General features: G+C 37.1%; 18 protein-coding genes. 6 read left to right on the top strand and 12 right to left on the bottom strand.

The features are described 5' to 3' along the window. Positions 1-4: 4 nt before the first annotated feature. On the bottom strand, positions 5-2230 hold the full coding sequence (locus FHT21_RS05985; protein WP_167293824.1) for a fasciclin domain-containing protein: 2226 nt from the start codon (positions 2228-2230) through the stop codon (positions 5-7). Positions 2231-2658: 428 nt separating this feature from the next. Further along, on the bottom strand, positions 2659-3699 hold the full coding sequence (locus FHT21_RS05980; protein WP_208398872.1) for an adenylate/guanylate cyclase domain-containing protein: 1041 nt from the start codon (positions 3697-3699) through the stop codon (positions 2659-2661). Between the two features lie 345 nt (positions 3700-4044). Between FHT21_RS05980 and FHT21_RS05975 the strand changes: the two genes are divergently transcribed. Then, complete coding sequence (locus FHT21_RS05975) at positions 4045-4653, top strand: DUF2807 domain-containing protein (RefSeq protein ID WP_167293823.1); 609 nt, start codon at positions 4045-4047, stop codon at positions 4651-4653. A 136-nt stretch (positions 4654-4789) separates the two neighbouring features. After that, complete coding sequence (locus FHT21_RS05970; protein ID WP_167293822.1) at positions 4790-5398, top strand: hypothetical protein; 609 nt, start codon at positions 4790-4792, stop codon at positions 5396-5398. Between the two features lie 151 nt (positions 5399-5549). Here the strand turns inward: FHT21_RS05970 and FHT21_RS05965 are convergent, their stop codons facing one another. From FHT21_RS05965 to FHT21_RS05935, 7 genes are all read right to left on the bottom strand, one after another. Continuing rightward, complete coding sequence (locus FHT21_RS05965; RefSeq protein WP_167293821.1) at positions 5550-5861, bottom strand: hypothetical protein; 312 nt, start codon at positions 5859-5861, stop codon at positions 5550-5552. Between the two features lie 113 nt (positions 5862-5974). Next, the gene (locus tag FHT21_RS05960) at positions 5975-7609 is read right to left on the bottom strand and encodes an ABC-F family ATP-binding cassette domain-containing protein (protein ID WP_167293820.1); all 1635 of its coding nucleotides are present in this window, start codon (positions 7607-7609) and stop codon (positions 5975-5977) included. Between the two features lie 394 nt (positions 7610-8003). Continuing rightward, positions 8004-8699, bottom strand: coding sequence for a DUF3823 domain-containing protein (locus FHT21_RS05955; protein ID WP_167293819.1), 696 nt, complete (start codon positions 8697-8699; stop codon positions 8004-8006). A gap of 24 nt (positions 8700-8723) precedes the next feature. Beyond that, a complete protein-coding gene (locus tag FHT21_RS05950; protein WP_167293818.1) occupies positions 8724-10499 on the bottom strand; it encodes a RagB/SusD family nutrient uptake outer membrane protein in 1776 nt (591 codons plus the stop codon). Positions 10500-10509: 10 nt separating this feature from the next. Further along, positions 10510-13857, bottom strand: coding sequence for a TonB-dependent receptor (locus tag FHT21_RS05945; protein ID WP_167293817.1), 3348 nt, complete (start codon positions 13855-13857; stop codon positions 10510-10512). A 291-nt stretch (positions 13858-14148) separates the two neighbouring features. Then, entirely contained in the window at positions 14149-15288 is a 1140-nt protein-coding gene (locus FHT21_RS05940; protein ID WP_167293816.1) for a FecR family protein, read from the bottom strand. Positions 15289-15375: 87 nt separating this feature from the next. Then, positions 15376-15915, bottom strand: coding sequence for an RNA polymerase sigma-70 factor (locus FHT21_RS05935; RefSeq protein ID WP_223833606.1), 540 nt, complete (start codon positions 15913-15915; stop codon positions 15376-15378). Positions 15916-16979: 1064 nt separating this feature from the next. Here FHT21_RS05935 and FHT21_RS05930 point away from each other — a divergent pair. Genes FHT21_RS05930 through FHT21_RS05920 form a run of 3 tightly spaced genes read left to right on the top strand, consistent with a single transcriptional unit; the run spans position 16980 to position 19577 of the window. After that, positions 16980-18005 (top strand): SDR family NAD(P)-dependent oxidoreductase, encoded by a 1026-nt coding sequence (locus FHT21_RS05930; RefSeq protein ID WP_167293814.1) that lies wholly within the window; start codon positions 16980-16982, stop codon positions 18003-18005. Then, complete coding sequence (locus FHT21_RS05925; RefSeq protein WP_167293813.1) at positions 18002-18730, top strand: SDR family oxidoreductase; 729 nt, start codon at positions 18002-18004, stop codon at positions 18728-18730. Before FHT21_RS05930 ends, FHT21_RS05925 begins: the two co-directional genes overlap by 4 nt. A 34-nt stretch (positions 18731-18764) precedes the next feature. Continuing rightward, positions 18765-19577, top strand: a complete 813-nt coding sequence (locus tag FHT21_RS05920) for an AraC family transcriptional regulator (RefSeq protein WP_167293812.1) — start codon at positions 18765-18767, stop codon at positions 19575-19577. 132 nt (positions 19578-19709) lie between these two features. Here the strand turns inward: FHT21_RS05920 and FHT21_RS05915 are convergent, their stop codons facing one another. Both FHT21_RS05915 and FHT21_RS05910 read right to left on the bottom strand, forming a co-directional pair. Next, on the bottom strand, positions 19710-20012 hold the full coding sequence (locus tag FHT21_RS05915; protein ID WP_167293811.1) for a hypothetical protein: 303 nt from the start codon (positions 20010-20012) through the stop codon (positions 19710-19712). Next, positions 19975-20424, bottom strand: a complete 450-nt coding sequence (locus FHT21_RS05910) for an Lrp/AsnC family transcriptional regulator (RefSeq protein ID WP_167293810.1) — start codon at positions 20422-20424, stop codon at positions 19975-19977. Before FHT21_RS05910 ends, FHT21_RS05915 begins: the two co-directional genes overlap by 38 nt. 108 nt (positions 20425-20532) lie before the next feature. Here FHT21_RS05910 and FHT21_RS05905 point away from each other — a divergent pair, with 108 nt between their 5' ends. Further along, entirely contained in the window at positions 20533-21414 is an 882-nt protein-coding gene (locus FHT21_RS05905; protein WP_167293809.1) for an alpha/beta hydrolase, read from the top strand. Here the strand turns inward: FHT21_RS05905 and FHT21_RS05900 are convergent. Further along, positions 21407-21718: a hypothetical protein gene (locus FHT21_RS05900; RefSeq protein WP_167293808.1), complete on the bottom strand. Its 312-nt coding sequence runs from the start codon at positions 21716-21718 to the stop codon at positions 21407-21409. The two genes, FHT21_RS05905 and FHT21_RS05900, sit on opposite strands and share 8 nt — an antisense overlap. Positions 21719-21760: the final 42 nt, after the last annotated feature.

Here is a 21760-nt window from a genome sequence, read left to right as displayed (position 1 = left end):
CGGTTTAGAATTGATATTTTAAATAAGAATTGATTTGGTGGATCACCGTTCTGTTAGATAACACGTTGCTTCTATCGGTTGTGCCCAGTAAAACATTCACAGAAGTATTGGTTACATCTCTTAGCGTGAGTGTGTTTGTGGTATTGGTTGATACAGTAACCTTGACTGCATCTCCCGAATCGTTTTTAAGCAAACTCTCAAAAGAGCCTGTCTTCTGTCCATCGCTAGCTACTGTATTCTTAATAATGTGGTATTGGATAAATTTCGATACCTTACTAATCTCTACAGGATCTGTTGGTACATAGTTAGGTGTTCCATTGGCTAATTTTGGTAATAGTCCAGCGGTTACCGCAGCTTGTACAGCCGCATTTGTTGGGATAAAAACGGTGTAAGGAGTTCCATCAGTAACCCCCTGGATTGCACCTGTAGCAGCCGTATAAAGGGTTACATTATTTTTAAGATATTGAAAGAAAGAATAATAAGGATCGGTAGTTAGCGTGCCATATTTTTCGATGTGTTTACTTACCGGAAGTACGGTATACATGAGTACTTTGGCAGCATAGGCATCAGCGCCATTAACAGCGGTGGCAACCGAATCGATCTTAATGCTTTTATCGGCAGCGGCTGGTAAATCTTCTGTACCTGCTGAAGAGAAAAACCCGTTATTATACTTAATGTATTCGCCACCAGAAGTTTCTAAGATACCAGATGATGTAGCGAAATTTGGCACAGCACGATCGCCCAGAGGGATAATATGCGTTTGCAGCAATCTCCTTAAAATATTGAGATCGCCCCTAATAGGTGCTGAAGGATAAAAGGGGTCGTATGAAAATCCTAAACTTACCAAAGTGGCATCGGGAATGGGAATAACAATATACTTTAAAGAGGCTGTTTTAATTGGAATGGCATAGCCCAATACATCAAGCGCCTGTTTCATAATGTAATAGGTAGGATCTAAATTTACCTTACCATAAACTGTTGAAAATACATTGGCATTTTGGGCAGCATTTACACCATAAAACAATCCATTACTTAAAAATTGTTTATCTACCACGTTGGCAGGCGTAAGTTTGGTCGCTTCGCCCAAAAAGCTGTTAACCGCATTAAACTTGCTTGGCCATACCGTAGTTCTATATAAATGGGAGTTGATAAAATCCCTGATGATATCAGACCTTAAAGAAAAAAGTTCGTTCAGCTGTGCCTTGTAGTTTCCGGGCTGTAACCTGTTTTTAGCATAATATTTTAACAGCACCTTTGCATAAGCCTCTACCGCATCATCAGTTGGTGCAAAAATAGTGTACATCCCAATCTGTGCATCGTTGGCATCTTCTTTTAGGTAATTCTCGTTATTGGGCGAAAAACCAAGCAATGAACTATAGTTTTTCGCATAAACGTTATCGCTTTTACCTGTTAATACCTGGTAACGATGGGTAATATCAGTATTTAAATTATAGCTTACATATTTGTCTAAAAGGGATTTGAAGGCACCATACTGTGCTTTAGTGCTGATATATTGATCGATGCTTTGAGGTGGGGTAAGCACCTTATCTACAATATGGATTACACCATTTTCGGCTACAATATCCTGCTCAATAATTTTTCCAGGACCCACATTTTTTCCGGTAAACTCTGTATTTGGGTAAAAATAGTTATAATCTAAAGCACTTATTCCTGCAAAAGTGACGAAGGGTGTAAGGAAAAAGGGCAGGTTTTTATTGTTAAAATCAGTTGGCAAATAACTTCCATTACGGTTACCCGCAATTACCTTTATTGCTTTACCATCATTGTCTATCCCATCGTAAACAAAATCGTAATAAACGGTACGTCGCCTAAAACCAACATTTTTAACAAACCCTTTTGCCGTTAAATTATCGCTTAAACGCTCTACTTTCTCCCCATCATAAGTCATTGAATAACGCACGATTGCCGAAGCCAGTGTTGCATTTATCTCTGTTAAGTTATTTTCAGACATGTAGGTGGCAAAAGCTGCATCTGTTGGTGCAAAAACCGTCCACGAACCAGCTTTGCTTAAGGTTTCTTTATAACCCGATTTATCGATACAATCTAAAAATCTGGTAAAATTCCCTTTGGCCTGAAGTTGCTGATAAATTGGATCGGCTAACGTTTCAGGACGGCCATAGAACTCATCAAATTCTTTTTTCCGGCAAGCGCTGAGAATGAATATAATCGTCAAATTAACGATTAAAAATTTCTGTAAAATTTTACTCATAGCAATTTCATTGGATAAACGGCCATTAAAATACTGGGCAATAAAAAGCTATGGATCTAAATCAATTAGAAATTAAAAAAATGCGCAAACTGACTTAAAGGGCTGAGTAGATTTTTATTGCATAAAATGTATTAACGTTCGTTAATTAAATAGTTGGTTAAAAAGTTATTTGGTTAGTAAATTATTTCATAAATATATAAAGGTGGAACAAAATTCCCATCCTGTACTATCCTGTCTTCTTACTATAAAATATTATCATAAAAAAATAATATACGCCTACAACACACATAAATCGTTTTAATAACGTATAAATACATTTTTAAAAAAAAATAATACCGACATTTCCAATCAAAAAAAATGTTAACAGTACAAGAAATAAGACAAAATATTAAAGCTATCCTGCAATTTGTAGTTGCCAATTGGGTGTATTAAACAGGCTTTACTGCTACCAGCTGCATTTCTTTTTCCTTTCCGCGGAGTTTAATTGAACCTAACATTTGGGTGGTATAATGATCTGTTAACTGAAGTTCTTCAATCAGTGCTATTGATACCAGCATCTCTTGATTAAACTCCTTACACATATTCTGGATTCTTGAGGTGGTGTTCAGTACATCACCAGAGTAGGTAATATCCCGTTTTATAATCCCCACTTCGCCTGCTATAATTTTTCCGCAATGAATACCTGCTTTAAAAGCAGGTATTAAACCATACTTTCCAATGTATTTATCTCTCAGAAAAGACAGATGCGCTTTAATATCGAAAAAACAATTGATGCATTTATTGTTCCTTAACCCTTCATCGTAGCGCCACGCAATTACTACTTCATCACCTACGTATTGGTATATTTCTCCCCTATTTTCTAAAATAGGATTGGTAATATCTATAAATATATCTTTTAGCAATTCATGGTATTTTTTATCTCCAAGACTTTCGGCAATTGCGGTTGATGAGTTTAAGTCGAGAAACATAAAAATCCGTGATTCTTCTTTAGGTGTATTGTATTTTCCGCTAATAATATCCCAGAAAATCCCTTGTCCAAACTTACTGTTTATCTGAAGCAGCAGCTGTGTAATGGAAACCACAATGGCCCATACCAATCCATTTTTCAAAAATCTTTTTGAATCACCTAATTCATAGAGGCTCAGTATTTCGTTTACGATTAAAATAACACCTAAAAACGATCCGGCCACAATTAAAAGGGTATAACCATAAGGCTTATCGTTGTATTTTACATTTACAAAGAATACGAGTAAACTCCCCCCTAACAGTGCTCCAAACAGGCCAATAACTGCATTTAGTGCAATTGAAGAAATTAATGTATAACCAGGTACTGGTCCTAAAGAATTTCGGGTATGTAGTACAAGATCCTCAAAAATAGCAATTACAACTCCAGTCATCATCCAGGAAAGAATAATAACCAGCAATTGTTGAAATTTCTGCTGTGTTTGGCGATTAATTTTTACCGACATCGTAATTTTTACTCAAAACAACTGACTCAATATACCCTAAATTTCACTAAAATAATGAATATAATCCTATATGTACTGTGCTTAACAACTGAAATAGTAATTCCAGATTGACTTAACACAGTGAATAAAGGGTTTTGCGGTGTTCGCTGTCGCACATCAACTGTTCGGAAATGAACACAGCTTAAGCATGAATAAGTAAAAACAACTGTTAGAGAGCGATTAAGGAGATATTCGCTTTTTGGCATCAGCTTGGTTAACCACGAAACTGAATCATATTGGTGCAAACTGATTTGCATTAGCACACCACCATGAGCATAACAAATTTAACATTTAATTAAAAACACAATGAAAACCTCAATTAAAACGCTAATCACCATGGTATCTGCCGTGATAACCTTAACGGCTATCTTTCCAAACAACTTAAGAGCTACAGAAAAAAACAGAACGATCCTTTACAAGATTCAAAACTTTAGAAAGATAGTGATAAAAGGAAATGTAGAAGTGATGTTGGTGCAGCAGCCCGCCATCGGAATATCTTATGCAGATGATAACATTGGAAATGTGAAAGTTATCCAGCAGGGCGAAGTATTACGTATTACCAACCTCCATAATGAAAAATGTAAACTTGTTGTTTATGTAAACGATATCTATCGCATTGAGGCTGATCAAAATGCCGTAGTGAAAACAGGAGTTAAACTCAGCACCAAATTTCTCCAGATCATTCTTAAGGAAAATGCCTTTGCCGACATCGACACCAGCAGTGAGGGCTTATATACCGAAATCCTCGACAATAGTACATTAAAACTCAAAGGGAGTACCAATCGTCATACATTGGTTATGGACAAAGCAACAAATTTAACCATAGATCGTTTTTCTGCCGTCCAAACAGACGTTAAGCAGGTGGGAGTTACAAAAGAAGAAATTGTTGCGCTTGTTCCATCCTCAGTTCAATAAATGATAGCGGCTTTAAAAGTAAATCATCTTGACCCATAATTTTGCTTGTCACACAAAACAACCAATGGAACAGTTATTTTTTCTATTTTGCATTCAAAATAAAGTTTGCCTCTAGACTAAATAACATCATTAGCAAATGAAACTCTCAGAAAACTTACAAAAGCTATTACCATATGGTTACCTGTTCCTTGTGGTGATGGGTATATTAAAAGAAAGCATTTTTTACTATCAGATTGGTATAAACATTTTAAAGTACACCACAATTATGGATGTATTAATCAGTCCGGTGGCAACATTAACGTCTCATCCGGTGGTATTAATCGTTACGACAGGTTTTATTATCCTCGCTTATGCTTACCCAACCTATCTGGCAAAGCGAAGGGATAAAAAGTGGGCACAAAATCTTTCTGGTCTAAAAAATCCTGAAACACTTAGTGAAGAGGAAGTAGGAAATCATTTTTCGAAACTTTTCACTATTGTTTTTGCCATTGGGCTACTATCACTGTTTTTGGGAATTGGACTTGGCCAAGGGAAAAACTTATCGAAACACATTAGCAAAAACGAACTCAAATACGACCGCAAACTGAATTATTCGAACGGCGAATCTGAAGACATTTATTTGATTAGCACAAATAGTATTTATTATTTCTACCTAGCCAAAGGAAACAGATCAATTAAGATTGCACCAATTGGTGCTATAAAAAATTTAGAAATCCCATTAAAAGCTTCGATTAGCGCTAAATAGTAACCTTATTTCTGAATAAGATGTTGAAGTGTTTTAATTAAAAATACGCATGAAGAAGTTATTGATTCCAAATGTGCCATTTGCTTAAAAATGATAAAAAAGGGAAAAATTTTTAAGACGAGTCTTTTTCCTTTAGCTTATGCTACCCATTTCAAAGCCCCGATTGCTTCAGCATTCGCATTTTTCCCGCCAACAATTCCAATACGGGTTGCGTTGCCACTAAATTAAAGCTCCAGATATCATCTGTGATAAAAATCAAATGGCCATCAAAACTGTAAATGTAGTCTCCTCCTTCTATTCCGATTATCCAGTCTTCTTTTTTCAAATCAGAATAAGCCTGTAAAACCCTCATACAATATCCCCTAACCTCAGCCTCATCTCTAAAATCATCTAAAAAAGATAAAATACTGTTTGCTTTGTTCAAGTTATATTTTTTTAGCATTTCATCAATCCGGTTTTCCATAAGTGTAGCTAGTTATTTTGTTAAGTTTTATTTTTATGAGGCTAGCCCCTGCCTGAAAACAAAAAGCAGCTCTTTTCAGAACTGCTTTTAAAATACAGTGTTTGAAACCCTATTTAACTTTGCTCAATTTCCTTCAAGCTATTCATTTTTTTATAAGCTAAGAACCCTTTAATATCTTCAAAGTGTTCACGCACACGTTTATTCCCAAATTCAAATACTTTTTGTACCAATCCATCTAAGAAATCCCGGTCATGCGATACCAAAATCAAAGTACCATCAAAATCTTTCAACGCGTCTTTAATAATATCTTTGGTTTTCATATCCAAGTGGTTAGTTGGCTCATCCAGAATTAATACATTTACAGGCTCTAACAACAATTTAATCATGGCCAAACGGGTTTTCTCGCCGCCAGAAAGTACTTTAACCTTTTTAGTGGTATCATCGCCGCTGAACATAAAGGCACCTAAAAGGTCTTTGATTTTTATCGTGCCATCGCTTAATGGAATCTGATCAATGGTTTCGAATACCGTAAGGTTCTCATCAAGTAAAGCAGCCTGATTTTGTGCAAAGTACCCGATTTTAGCATTATGCCCAACCTTTAAACTACCTTCAAAATCAATCTCACCCATAATGGCTTTAATCATGGTCGATTTACCTTCGCCGTTTTTACCAACGAAAGCCACTTTTTCTCCCCGTTCGATCACCATAGATGCTTTTTCGAAAACCACATGATCGCCATAAGTTTTGGTCAGTTCATCTACCATTACCGGATATTGGCCTGAACGCGGTGATGGCGGAAACTTTAATCTTAATGCTGATGTATCCACTTCATCAATTTCGATTACTTCGAGTTTCTCGAGCATTTTTACGCGCGATTGCACCTGTAAGGTTTTAGAATATGTTCCTCTAAAGCGATCGATAAATTCCTGATTATCGGCAATAAAACGCTGCTGTTCTTCGTAAGCCTTTAATTGGTGTATACGGCGCTCGGCACGCAGTTGAAGATAATGGGTATATTTGGCTTTATAATCGTATATCCTGCCCATGGTTACCTCGATGGTACGATTGGTAATATTATCTACAAATGTACGATCGTGTGAGATGACCATTACGGCTTTTGCCGAATTGATCAGGAAATCTTCCAACCATTGAATACTTTCGATATCCATATGGTTGGTAGGCTCATCCAATAAGATGAGATCAGGTTTCTTTAATAAAATCTTAGCCAACTCAATACGCATTCGCCACCCGCCCGAAAACTCAGATGTTTGGCGGGTAAAGTCTTTGCGTTCAAAACCCAAACCTTTTAATACTTTCTCTACTTCCGCATCATAATTGGTTTCTTCAATAGAATAAAATTTCTCGCTTAGCTCCGACACACGCTCGATAAGCTTCATATAATCGTCGCTTTCGTAATCGGTACGGATAGTAAGCTGCTCATTCAGCTCATCAAGCTCTTTTTGCATCTGGTTTACCTCTGCAAAAGCTTTCATGGTTTCCTCAAAAACAGTAACATGATCATGAGTGAGCAAATGTTGCGGCAAATAGGCAATCACAGCTTCTTTCGGACCTGTTACACTACCAGAAGTAGGTTTAGCTACTTCAGCAATTATTTTTAGTATGGTCGACTTGCCTGCACCATTTTTACCCATAAGAGCGATTTTATCGTTCTCGTTTATCGAAAAGGTTACATCGCTAAAAAGGGTAGTTCCACCGAATGAAACGGAGATATTATTTACATTAATCACAAAAAGGGAATATTAAATTAGCGGCAAAGATAAGGGAATGCAGTTAAATTTTAGCTAGAAGATCTATTTAATTGGAGAGACAGCGAATGGTATCAAAAAAATACAACTTCAGGTATTTTATCAGATACGCATTCAATAGTTAAGTTCTGAATGCTAATCATTCATATTCATATGGGTCCCGAACGTTAAGTGAGCAAAGCATAACTGGTCATATTTATGTGCAGGCAATTTACTCAGTATAATAAAAACATCCATTTTAAAGCAGCAAGAATTAAGCCCATTCTCCACGAAGACTGAAGAATTATTAATCCATCGTAAACAGAATGCCCAATGAAGCCTAAAAATTAAAGTAATGAGCTCTTTTTACGAAGCTCATTACATTTGAGCTGCTAATTTATTGGGAATTAGTTGTGACCATTAACATAGGTGCGTAATTATAATAACTTCCGGTGTTTATTGTTCTGGCCCCACCGCGAACATAATAAAGGGTACCAGGTTTTAAATCTGTAATGGTATAATCGTAACTCGTATTTACAACCACTGCATTATCAATGGCTTCCGTATTGGTTAGCCCCCTGTTGCTATTGTAGTTATTAACATCAACTGTATTAAATGTTGCCGCAACAGCCAGTATTCTGGCTATTTTTTGAGTGTTTTGTGCAGGCTGGGTAACTTTCACCCTAATGGTAATACTTTTAGCCGTTTTACTAAGTAATTCACTTGTAACGGTAAGGTATGGAATCACTTTTATATCCAGCCTAGTTGATCCATTTACATTCACATTTAGTGTATCCCGATAGAAAAAAGGCCCTGTTGGTACTACTTTGTAATGACCGCTAAACATAAATCCGCGGGTATAACTCCCATCAACATGTAACGCCGTTTGTATTGCGGTTGGTTTAGGATAATCTGTTTGGAAAAGTTGTAGATAACCGCCACTTACATTTGTTTGTTGCGGTACATTTTTACCTGTGGTTGCATCAACAATATTTCCATAAAGTTCTGCATCTGGCGATTTGTAGTTGTCTTTTTTACACGCATTTAAAAACACGACCAATAAAAAAGAGAAGCATATAAATAATTTTTTCATTTTATATCTTTTAATATTTTCATCTTATTGATAACCTGGATTTTGAATATATGGCGGGTTTTGCTGTGGCACTGGCTCCAGATATAATTTTTCAGGAAAAGTACGTGTAAGTTTTGGAGCTATTGCTTTTTCGAAAGTATATTTCATATTGCCCGGATCAACTCCATTTTGCCACATAATCCACGGGTAAAGGGCATGAAATTGTGTATTAGTCAAGATTGTGGTTGCATTATGCCATCGGCGAATGTCCCAGAAACGATGATTTTCAAACGCAAGTTCTACTTTCCGTTCATGCCTGATTTTATCTATCGTAATGGAACCTACTGTAGCTATTCCAGCTCTTTTACGGATCTGATTCACAGCATCTATGGCTGCAGAACTGTTTCCCAGTTCGTAAGCAGCCTCCGCATAATTTAACAGCACTTCAGCATAGCGAAAAATCATCCACGGCGTGGTAGACCTTCCATAAGGAACACGGTTTACAGGATCCATAAACTTTTTAATATAAAACCCTGTTTTAGTAGGGTCATTGGTGGTTAAAGGGCCATCTTTACCAACAATGTTAAAAGTACCTCCAGCCGGATAAACTGCTGACAGACTTTCGGATGTTTTCTTTACTCCATTATCAATTACTCCTCTTCTGATTTCGACCACTCCACCCTGCCACGAATCAAAAGGTGTTAAAATTGTAGCAAACATCCTTGGATCCTTATCTTTAAATAAATCGGCAGGTTTGTTATAAACAATCGGATTTCCTGCAGCATCATTTACTTTCAATATACCAGGAGAGCCATCCTTATATTCAAATTCCTCAACCATTTCGAGGGTTGGGTTAGTTGCATTTCCATAATCTACCCTGAAACTTTGCGGAGCATTATAAAAATCGAAGCTATGGGCTTTATCCGGCGATTGATAAACCTTTGTAAAAATAGCTTCAGAATTACCCAATGTTAGAAATAACTGCTGGAAATTGGCCGCTTTATCTGCATTAACATCATATAATTCATATTTACCTGATTTAATAATTAAATCGGCTGCATCCATAGCTTTCTGCCAGTAAGCGTTGGCTAAACCTGGTGTAATTCCTACCAATCCGTTAAGCTGAACTGTTCCGTATTTAGCACTTGATGCGGCATAAAGCATCGCCCTTGATTTTAAAGCAAGTGCAGCATATTTATTTACGCGGAAAGCATTAGCCGGGTCATTGCCATAATCTTCAGGTAAATCGTTAACAACAGCATCTAATTCGGTTGAGATGAAATCATAAATATCCTGTTCTTTACTTCGTTGAACAATTAAACCCGCTACATCATCTCCGGTTTTATATTCCTGTACTTTGGTAACCAGCGGAACACCTCCATAACGTTTTACTAAAGAAAAGTATTCAAAAGCACGGATAAACCTTGCTTCTGCCAAAAAGCGCTTTTTCGAATCATTATCTATAGCTGCATTTGGTATTTTTTCTATAAAATCATTTACTCTTCTTATTCTCGAATAATTCCAATTGCCATACCAGTTTCCCATAACAGCATTGTTAATACTGCCCCAAACATAAGATCGTACAGCCTCATCGGTAGTTGTTGATGGAAAACCAGCTTCATCGCTCACAGTGTAATCAAAATCTTCTGTTGGCAAGCCATCGTACAGTGTTACGGTTAACGCAGTAACACCGCTTATACTTCCATAAGCAACATTTTCTGAAACCAAATTTTTCGGTTCTCTATCTAAAAAGTCTTTTTTACAAGATATTATACCTGTTAGCAATATCAAAAACAGGCTATATATTTTAATTTTTTTCATAATTTTCTGATTAAAAACCAACATTTAAACCTAACGACCATAACTTTTGCTGAGGATAAAAATTACCTCTTCCGCTAGGCTGCTCAGGGTCAATAAACTTAACCTTGCTAAAGGTTAATACATTTTGACCTGACACATATATCCTTGCCTTGCGCATGCCAATTTTTCCAATTAATTCTTTAGGAAAAGTATAACCAAAATCCACATTCTTTATTCTTAAATAAGTAGCATCCTGCAACCAGAAAGTAGAAAAAAGCTGATTATTTGGCGATCCCGAAATCATTGTTGAAGGATACTTTCCAGGAACCCAGGCACTATTTGGATCGTAAAGATCTTGCCTATGCCAGCGATCACTAAACATAGATAAGGTATTGGCATTGTTAAAAAACGGATTTTGCAACTCTTCACTGTAATACCTGTTAAAATTTGATGCACCCTGTAACAATACCGAAAGATCAAAACCTTTATAATTAACGTTAAGATTAAGTCCGAAAAATATCTCGGGCGTTGCGCCTCTGCCAATTACAGTTTGATCTCTACTATCTATAACACCGTCGCCATTTAAATCTTTGTATCTAATATCTCCCGGCAAAAGGGTTTTATTGCCTTGAGTGTCCTGTACAGGTGCAGTATTAATTTCTTGCTGAGATTGAAACTGTCCGATGGCCTGGTAACCCCTTAGTATATTAATCCATCTATCCGTCATATTTCCTTGATAATTACCAAGGGAACTGGTTTGTGGACTCTGCTCTAAATAACCATTTTTACTACGCGTAAATGTTAAGTTTGGCGAAATGCTATAGTTCCAATCTCCAACTTTATTTTTGTGTGTAACCTCAATTTCAAAACCTCTTGTATTATCGCCATTAAGATTTTCTTGTGGTAAGCTTGCACCAAATGTATTAGGCAAACTTAAAACCCGTGTAGCCAGCAACCCTGCTCTTTTACGGTAAAAAACATCAACAGAAGCGCTTAACATTCCTTTCCATAAAGAAACATCAACTCCTAAATTGCTCGTATAAGAAGTATACCAGGTAAGTAATGGATTGGTTAAACCGCTGGTTGTTAAACCAGGAATAAGCTGAGTGCCGAAAATATAATTGTTATTTGGATAATTATATCCCGGGATATAGCGAAATGGTATAATGTAATTAGCTGCCCCTGCGTTATCTCCACCATCATCTCCCACTTTTCCGAAAGAAGCCCTAAGCTTTAAATTATCAATAGTTTTATTGTCTTTAAGAAAGTTTTCTTCATTGATTCTCCATCCGACAGAAACATTTGGAAAAAAACCAAATCGATGATCTGGTGCTACTTTATAAGTTCCATCATATCTAAACCCCAGTTCAATCAAATATTTCCCTGAGTAATCATAATTAAACTTTCCTACGTAACCTTCACGTGCAATTTGTGCAGAGCTTCCATCATTGCTCTGATTATTAGATACACCTGCAAATAACTCATCTAAATTATCTAACAGAAATTCTTTGTATGCTGAAAGAAAAGAACTGTTTGTTTGCGTTCTTTCAAATAACAGCAAACCCGAAACATTATGTTTATTATTGAATTTTTTGACATAGTTTAAAGATAGCTGTAAGGCCTGGTTATCATTATGATTATCAGTTACAGTTAAATTACTTGGATCATTAGCTGTATAATCAACATCGTAAGTCTTAGTAACGGTATTGTATTTATATAAATTATACTTCTTTATATAGCTTTTATAAGCCTCATCCGAATTTTGATAAGAATAAGTAACCTTTGCATTTAATCCATCAACCCATGGTAAATCGTATGTTAACCTGGCAATGCCCGAAAAAAACTTTGTACGATCTGTGCCATAACCTGATATTTTGTTATCAGACTGAGCGAGAGAGTTTTGCTGTACATTAGAGGGGGCCAAATAATCGGTATTATCATTAGCATAAATAGGAAAAACAGGACTTTCTCTTTTAAGTGTAGCCATAATTGAGCCAGAAGATACACCAGGTGTTTTAAGGTCTTCTAATCGGGCACTAAGATTAAGTTCGGCGGTAAGGCGTTTATTAATCTTAGCACTTATGTTGCTGCGAATATTGTACCGTTTAAACTGGGTAGAATTGCTTTTCCATATAGCGTCCTGATTTAGGTAGCCAACGTTAAAAAAGTATTTAACATCTTCCGTTCCTCCATCTACATTTAAATTTTGATAGTATTGAGGTGCATTTTTGCGAATAGTAGAATTAAACCAATCTGCAGATGGTAAAGTGCCGTTTTTATATTGACTTACCTGCTCTTTTGTAAAAGGCAATGATAAAGCGGCCGAAGGATTATTTAATTTTACCCATGCATTTACGGCACCTTCATTACTAAGCTCGGCAAAAGTACCTGCATCGGCCAGCTCAGGGTATTTTGTAGCATTATTTTGCAACCCATAATAGGTTGTGTAGTTTATGCGTGGTTTTCCCATTTCTCCTTTTTTGGTTGTAACCAATATTACACCATTAGCAGCCCTTACACCATAAACCGCGGCTGATGCATCCTTTAAAATTGAAAAGCTTTCTATTTCATTTGCATCTATCTGAGAAAAATCTGCTGGCACACCATCTACTATGATAAGCGCGGCTCCAAAACCCCGTATATCTATTGTGCTGCCATCATTCCCTGGTTCTCCACTGTTTTGAATGGCTCTTAAACCCGGTAAACGCCCAACAAGCGAATTGCTAATATTAGCTACAGGTGCTTTTGCCAGTTCAGTCCCCTTAACCTGGGCAATAGATCCGGTAACATTTAGTCTTTTTTGAGTACCATAACCAACCACCACAACATCATTTAAACTAGAGTGAGATGGAACAAGTTGTATAGTACCAAGATTTGCTTTGGCAGGAACTTCTTTGGTGTTATAACCTAAAAAAGAAATCACAAGAACTGCATCTTCTGACAGGTTATTCAGCGCAAATTCTCCATTTAAACTTGAAGCTGTTGAGATGGTTGTACCTTTTACTTTAATACTTGCACCCGGTAAAGGATTATTACTTTCATCAACTATTTTTCCTTTTACATTTAACCTGGCGTTAACAGGCTCTTGATTCTTACTTTTTTCTACTGCAGGTTTATACTTAACAATAATCGTATTCTCTAAAATTTCATAAGTTAAAGACTGGTTCGAAAAGCAATGGTCAAGTGCCTCCTTTAATGAAATATTCTTTTTACGAACGGTTACCAGATTAGCCTTTTGCATTACACGATCCTGGTAAAGCACTAAAAATCCACTTTGTTTTTTAATAGATTCCAAAACCTTACTTAAAGGCACATTTTTTTCATTTAGCGAAATCTGCTGACTAAATACTTTCGCACTTACCTGTGTAAGCACTATCATTAATATTATAAGGGTTAATTTCATAACCATTAATAGCTTGGGTGGTAGCCATAGGCGTACTATGACCAAATTGAATGAGAAAATTTTCATTACTTTTGTTCGGTTTGGGTTAATGTTTAGGGATATTGCTCTATAATTTTACCTGTTCTAGCTCAAACAAAAACAGGAAGGTTAACTCAGATCTTTTGCCGGGGAGTGTTCCACCACTTTCCGGTATTTTTCTTTAACCTTTACTTGTTTGGTATTTATTTTTCCATAGTTCTTATTTTGGTTAGTTTAGTTGTTTTTAAGTTAGGCTGTTATTATAATTTTTTCGCCTTCTATTTTAAAGTGAAGGCCAGTAATACTGAGTATTTGCAACGATTTGGATAATTTTAAGTTGCGGGAGAGGCTACCTGTAAAAGAGATGTCAGAAACATCTTCTTTATAAACAATTTCTACATCATACCATCTTGCAATCTGTCGCATAACCACATCAATATTCGTATGGTTAAACTGAAATAATCCATTCTTCCAGGCAATTATTTCATCAACGTCTACTTGCTTAGCTAGAATGTTTTCATTTCCGGCGGATGCTAGCGCCTGCTCTCCAGGTTTTATTATTAATGTTTGATTTCTTTTCGCAACGCTTACACTCCCTTCTATTAAGGTTGTTTTAATCGCAGATTCGTTATCATATGCATTTATATTAAAAGATGTACCTAAATCTTCAATAGTTATACCTTTAACGGTTACGCGGAAAGGTTTTTTCGAATCATGAACTACCTCAAAATAGACCTGCCCGGTAATGGCAACTTTGCGCTCCTTGCTAAAAGACACTGGAAAAGAAATGGATGATGCGGCATCGAGAAAGGCCCTTGTTCCATCTGGCAGTTCAATTACAGGCCACTGGCCACCATTAGGAGTACTTATTGTATTGTAAGCAAGCGACTTACCAATATTACCACTGGAAAGTTGTTTATAACTTAAAATATTTGTGCCCTGTTTTTTAACAGTAATGCTTCCTTCCTGTGCAATAACTCCAGCTTGTACACTGGCTAAGCTAATTTGCTTGCCATTTGAAAGAACCAGTATTGCTTTATTTGTTCCCGGTAAAATATCTTGCTTTAATTGCGCGCTGGTGCGTTCTTTTGATTGATATCTAATTAAATAATAACCTCCAATAAATAATGCAAAAGTAATAGAGGCGGCCACAGATATTCCTATCCAAAAGCGATAATGGTTTGTTGCCGGCTTTTCTATAACATCTATATTCGGCTGAATATTTTGCCAGATCAGCTCCTTATATAAAAGGAGTTCTTTCTCCTCTATTGGTAATTTATCTTGTTTGGATTTAGCGAGATACCAACTTTCTAGCAATACAATTTCGTTAGGAGTACAGTTTCCTTTTAAATATTTTTCGAGTAAAGATTGTAGTTCTATTTGGTTCATCAGAAAGTTTCTCGCTTAATTTCATGTTAAGACGATTTACTTTTACCCGAGTATGAGATGAATGTTAAAAAAAGATTAAAAAATAATCTAACGATGTATTAGATAGAAGATTAAGAATGAAGATGCACCAACTTTTTTTCGTAAAATCCGCAAAGCATTGCTTATTTGACTTTTAACGGTATGCTCACTAATTTTTAATTCAATTGCAATTTGTTGATAGGAAAGGTGTTGCTTGCGACTCAGTACAAATACATCACGCATTTTTGAAGGAAGTGCATTAATTTCATTTTCAATAATAATACCCAATTCCCTTTCTCTTAATAAATGATCAGAAGTAAAATGTTCTTCAAGCATAAAATCATTTATAGATTTTAGATAATCATTCATCACCTTTTTATGCTTAAGGTGATCGAAAACCTTATTTCTAACCGCCTTATATAAATAAAAAGAAAGAGAAGTATTCAGTTCCAACGATCTACACTTTAACCATAAACCTGTAAACAACTCCTGTACAATATCTGCAGCCTCCTCATTTTGCCTTAAAAGGTTGCGGGCATGCAAAAATAACATTGTCCAATATCTTTCATAAACTTCAGCAAATGCTGCTTGATCGCCAATTTTTATCAACTCAATTAACTCATTGTCGCTTAAAGAACTTCTATTGGGCATAGACACTGTAATAATACTAATTAATCAAACGTTTCACGTCTGAACTATGATCATATTGATACTCATAAAGCTCCATAAGTTTTACAATCAAACTCTTTAAAAATCTATAGTAAGCTAAATTTACAACAATATATTTGTATTTTTTTTGCGCAAACGATTGTGTAAATTTATCCATTATTAGAAAGCAGTATTGGTTTTATAGAAACGACTCCCGCCAGATTTAGTGATTAATACAATTTTGAATTAAAATGGAAGTTGATCGTTTGATGTTTCGCACCTGCTTTTTGGGCAAATACAAAATCCTTTAAACTGCTTAAGCTAACCTTGTTAGTAGTAGCACCTGCAGTTAAAGCTCCTATAGCCTGTAAAACCAATTTAGGATCAAGCTGAAAATTTGGGACAATAAAAAAGGACAAAAGATCTTTGGATATTCTTTGCCCTATGAAGGGCCCACACTGGGTGTTTTATCCACTCATAGCTCACTTTTATTCAAGGCTGAACCAACTGTAAGCGGAAGATTTTAATCATTGAACCTCCATCTATCTGGTCCCGTTTTCAATTTTATAACGCAGTTTCGAAAAGTCCTTTTGTGCTTACCTAAGCTAAATTTTAATTGTTAATAAATTGATTTTCAAATATTAAAAAAAACAAAAACAACACCTTTTACTCTTGTTTTTTAACTATTTCTTTATCCTGAACTCATGTTATTTTAGCTATTACACTTCACCCTAAAACAGAGTCAAAATGTGCTACACAGCTGGAATACTAAAATTTACCTCCCCTATCAAGGGTAATCCGAGCGTTTTGTTCTGCGTAATTAAAACCACTTTGCAGGTGAATTGATTGAAAAAGACAGTTTTTCGAATCTTGAAAGCAGAAAAGTAGCCTGGTCATAAATCATCCTATATCTGACACGCTAAACAAAAAAATTGACCTTCTAAACAAAGTAAATTGACACGCTAAACAAAATCTGCCTAAGGATAGCCGCCTAAATTTGTCCTATACATTTAATTAAATTAATAATGGAAACAAACAATTATCAAGGTGCATTACAACACCCACTGGGTTCAGGTTTTAGCGCAACATCTACAGCAACAGAAGTCATCAAAGGCATTGATCTTAAAGGAAAAATTGCCATTGTAACCGGCGGTAACGCCGGTATCGGTCTGGAAACTACAAAAGTACTGGCAACAGCAGGAGCAACTGTGATTGTACCAGCCAGAGATATTGAAAAAGCAAAGAAAAACCTGGAAGGTATTCCAAACGTAGAAATTGAGGCAATGAATCTTGCAAAGCCCGAAACTATTCATGCATTTGCTGAAAAATTCTTGGCAACAGGCAGACCGCTCCATATTTTAATCAACAATGCTGGAATCATGTGGGTGCCCTTACAGCGGGATAGCCGCGGATTTGAATCTCAACTTTCAACAAATTACTTTGGACAGTTTCAACTGGTAGCAAAACTATGGCCGGCACTTAAGAACGCTAAAGGCGCTCGCGTAGTTAATGTTTCCTCACTGGGACATCATATGGCAGCTTTTAATTTCGATGATCCCAATTTCGAACAAAGGGAGTACCAAACACTGCTTGGGTATGGCCAGTCAAAAACAGCCAGTAACCTGTTTGCTCTGGAATTGGATAACCGTGCAAAAGCACATCAGGTAAGGGCCTACTCGCTGCATCCGGGATCGATTGCCGGAACTGAATTGGCCAGAGATGCCGACATAGAATTATTTAAACAGATGGGCTTTTTGGATGAAAACGGGAACATCCGTCCAGAAATATTGGCCAGCCTTAAAACTATTCCACAGGGTGCTGCAACTTCGGTATGGGTAGCCACCAGCCCATTGCTTAATCACATTGGCGGCGTTTACTGTGAAGATGCTGATATCGCTGAATTGTTATCAGACGATACTTCCATTCAAACCAACGCTAAATTGCATCAAAGTGGTGTAATGGACTATTCGCTGGATGAAAGTAGCGCCAAAAGACTATGGGAATTAACAGAAAAAATGACAGGCATTGAATTTAAATTAACCAGATCATGAAAAACTTAACAGGAAAAGTCGCCCTGATTACAGGTGGCAACAGTGGTATTGGTTATGCTGCAGCCAAACAGCTGAAAGAAAACGGTGCACAGGTGATCATTACCGGAAGAAGAAAAGATGCAGTAGAAAAGGCAGCATCAGACCTTAGGGTAACAGGCTTTATTGCAAATCAATCAAGTTTAACGGATATCGAAGCGCTGGCCGCAGCAGTTGGCGGAAGATTCAGCAAGATCGATATCTTGGTGGTAAATGCAGGTGTCACCAAATTTTCGCCGATTGAGCACATGCCAGAAGCTATTTTCGACGAGGTAATGAACGTTAATTTCAAAGGTGCCTATTTTACCTTAAGCAAGTTCATCCCAATTTTAAACGAAAATGCATCTGTAATCTTGCTTTCCTCCACCTCGGCGCACATCTCCCCTCCCCAGGCTTCTGTTTATGCAGCAAGTAAAGCAGCCTTAAATGCGGTCATGAAAATAGCAGCATTGGAACTTTCTGCCCGTAAGATCAGGATAAATGCGGTTAGTCCAGGACCAGTAGCAACAGAGATCATGGATAAGATTGAGTTGACCCAGTCTATGGAAGACCATATGATCGGCACTATTCCCCTAGCCAGGTTTGGGAAGGCAGAAGAAGTGGCCAAACTGATAGCTTTCCTTGCAAGTGATGAAGCTTCCTTCATTACGGGTTCGGAGTATCTGATCGATGGCGGCCAGTGCATATGATGGAAATAGCGCAAAAACCAATAACTTTATCACAATGGAACATATATCCAAATACCTGACCAAGGAAATCAAACTTTCCAGCTATGAAGATAAGCTGTTTAAATCCGACCTGATGTTTGACGACCATATGCTGGTATGGTTCATTTCCGGAGAAACCAAAATCATTCAGGCGGAATCGACTTTCATTTTTAAAACGGGTGATACTTTCCTGATTCCAAGAAACGAACTGGCCACGATTATCAACTATCCGAAAAATGGCCTACCACATAAAACTGTGGTGATGCATCTGTCGACCGAGCGACTGAAGAAGTTCTATGAAAAAACCGAGTATAAAAAGAGTATACAACCACAGCAGAAAATATACCGTTTTAACAACCATCCACTACTGGAAAGCTGCCTGAATTCGCTGATTCCTTATTTTGATATGGAGGATGAATTTCCAGAAAGTCTGGCTACCATTAAAATTGAAGAGGCCATTAATATCCTGCGGTTGATCGATCCCAGCGTAGACGGTATCCTTGCCAATTTTGATGCTCCAGGTAAGATCGACCTGGTCGATTTTATGCAGCGCAATTTTATGTTCAATATGCCTTTAGAAAAACTAGGCTACTTAACCGGCCGAAGTTTATCAACATTCAACAGGGATTTTAAAAAGCTGTTTGATACCACACCTCAAAAATGGCTAACAGATAAAAGGTTGGAACTGGCCTACTATCATTTGGCCGAGAAAAAGAAAAAACCGACTGAGATTTACCTCGAAGTCGGTTTTGAAGACCTTTCCCATTTTTCATATATATTCAAAAAGAAATACGGAGTCTCTCCGAATCAACTTTCACTTAATAGGTGATAACGGATTGGGTTTAAAATATTCTTTTACTTTTCCTTAGCAATAGCAAACCGCAGTCTATAGCCTATTAACCCGAACTCGATTAATAATATGCCTTAAAAGTCTTCGGCAGATAATTTTAACGCAATGTTGTCACCTTAAACTCGTTTCAGGTATCCGTGTTGAAGTTAGCTTAAATAATGTTTTTTGATGGGGGTTATAACTTACAATAATTGCTGAAGCATCAGCTCTTTTCATATCCACTACTGGCATGATGGTAATGTATTCCTCAATCCTACCTACCTCCTGTTCTATCTGGAATAGTGTCGTACTTCCCTTTACATTCACAATGGCCTGGCCGATCATTCCCTGTTCGCGCAGTTCCTTAATTACCTGAGGATAATAATCAGGTACAAACCTATTTTTTTGTTGGTAAATTAATTGATTTATGTTCAATCGGGGTTGATAAAACTGAAAACGTGATGGTTGCCCCAAGTTTCCCTAACCGGTCTAACGCAGTGTTTAGCGCTTCTGTAGATTTGAGGGTCATACTCACAAAAAAACAATATTCTCCAGTGGTATGAACTACGTTGGTTATTCCTTCAATTTTTTTTGCTTCCTTTAAAAAAACGTTCACTTGAACAGGCGGTAATTTTACAGCAATCAGCACTTTTTGCAAATAGTTCAGTTTTGAAAACTCAATGCTTGTAAAAAACCCTTTTATTATCCCTTCGTCCTGCATCCGCTTTATTCTTTCTGCCACTGCCGGAGCCGAAAGACCAACCCTCCTGCCAATTTCGGCATTGCTCATTCTTGCATCAAGTTGCAATTCATTTAGTATCGCATGGTGTAATTCGTCTGCCTGCATATTTAAAAATTAAAAACCTTCGATTCAAAAGTTTAGCGTAGTTATTCCTTAGAAAGTAAAGCAAATTTAGACAATTGATCTGCGACCTTTGTTATAAATTAATCCGTAATGACAGAAAAAGATTCGAATAATTTAGCGGTAAGGCACGGAATGGCAGTGATTGATAATACATTGCGCATCCATTATGTTGAAGCTGGAAATGGAGAAAGTGTAATTATTCTCATTCATGGTTTTCCGCAAACATGGTGGGAATGGCGTTTCATTATCCCCAAATTGGCAGAAGCTGGCTTTAGGGTAATAGCGGTTGACTATCGCGGTGCGGGCGATTCATGGCGGCCTGCTTCTGGTTATGATAAACGGACAATGGCCGGCGACATTCACTATCTTTTAAAAGAACATCTTAAAATAGAAGGCCCGGCTATCCTGGTGGGACACGACATTGGATTGATGGTTGCTTACGCTTATGCACAGGAATACAGGGAACATACATCGCACCTCGTAGTTATAGATGCTCCCTTGCCAGGCACAAAGGCTTTTGATGTGATACGAACAGATCACAGGGTATGGCACTTCGCGTTTCACAATGTACCCGATTTGCCCGAAATGCTAATATCAGGGCGTGAAAAACAATACCTGCAATCTTTTTTCAACTACAGAATATACAATACCGACGCTATTAACAATAACGATATTAATATATTTACCACTGCTTACGCTGCACCAGGGGCAATCAGAGCTGGATTGGAAGTATATAGAGCCTTTGATCAGGATGTTACAGACAACCGTGCATATTTGGCTAAAAATGGAAAACTTTCGATACCTGTATTAGCAGTTGGCGGTGCAATAAGTACAAGCGGCGCTATAATGGAGGAAATGATGAAGGAGGTAGCAACAAATGTTACTGCTGTGCGCATCCCCAATACTGCACATTGGGTAGTTGAAGAAAGCCCTGAAATATTTCTTTCTGAATTTTTAGAATTCCTCAAATAACACCAATTAACCTATATTGATCGTTAGCCTGTGTCTTTGCCCGCCGTTCGTAGGCTATGTTATCTGTAATCCACCAGGTTTCGATGGCAAATTCTACAGTCTGTTCGGCTTCTTTTTCGTTAATGTAGAATTTTCGCAAAAGTCCCTCCAGCACAAAGAAATGATGCTTGCAGATTTTTCCTTTTACTAGTACATTTTCTTTTTTAACAACTATCCTGGTTTCGAAATATCCCATGATTTCATTGAACTGATCGTCTGAGACCTTGATGAATTTTTCTAAATGCTGGCGGAAAATTTGCGACATGGGCTCGTAGCAGGCTTGATTAAAGGGAATTTGAAGTTCTTA

The organism is Pedobacter sp. SG908 (genome assembly GCF_011759615.1).
Classification (GTDB): domain Bacteria; phylum Bacteroidota; class Bacteroidia; order Sphingobacteriales; family Sphingobacteriaceae; genus Pedobacter; species Pedobacter riviphilus.
Note: the sequence above shows the minus strand (reverse complement) of the source record. Positions and strands in the feature narration are given on the sequence as shown.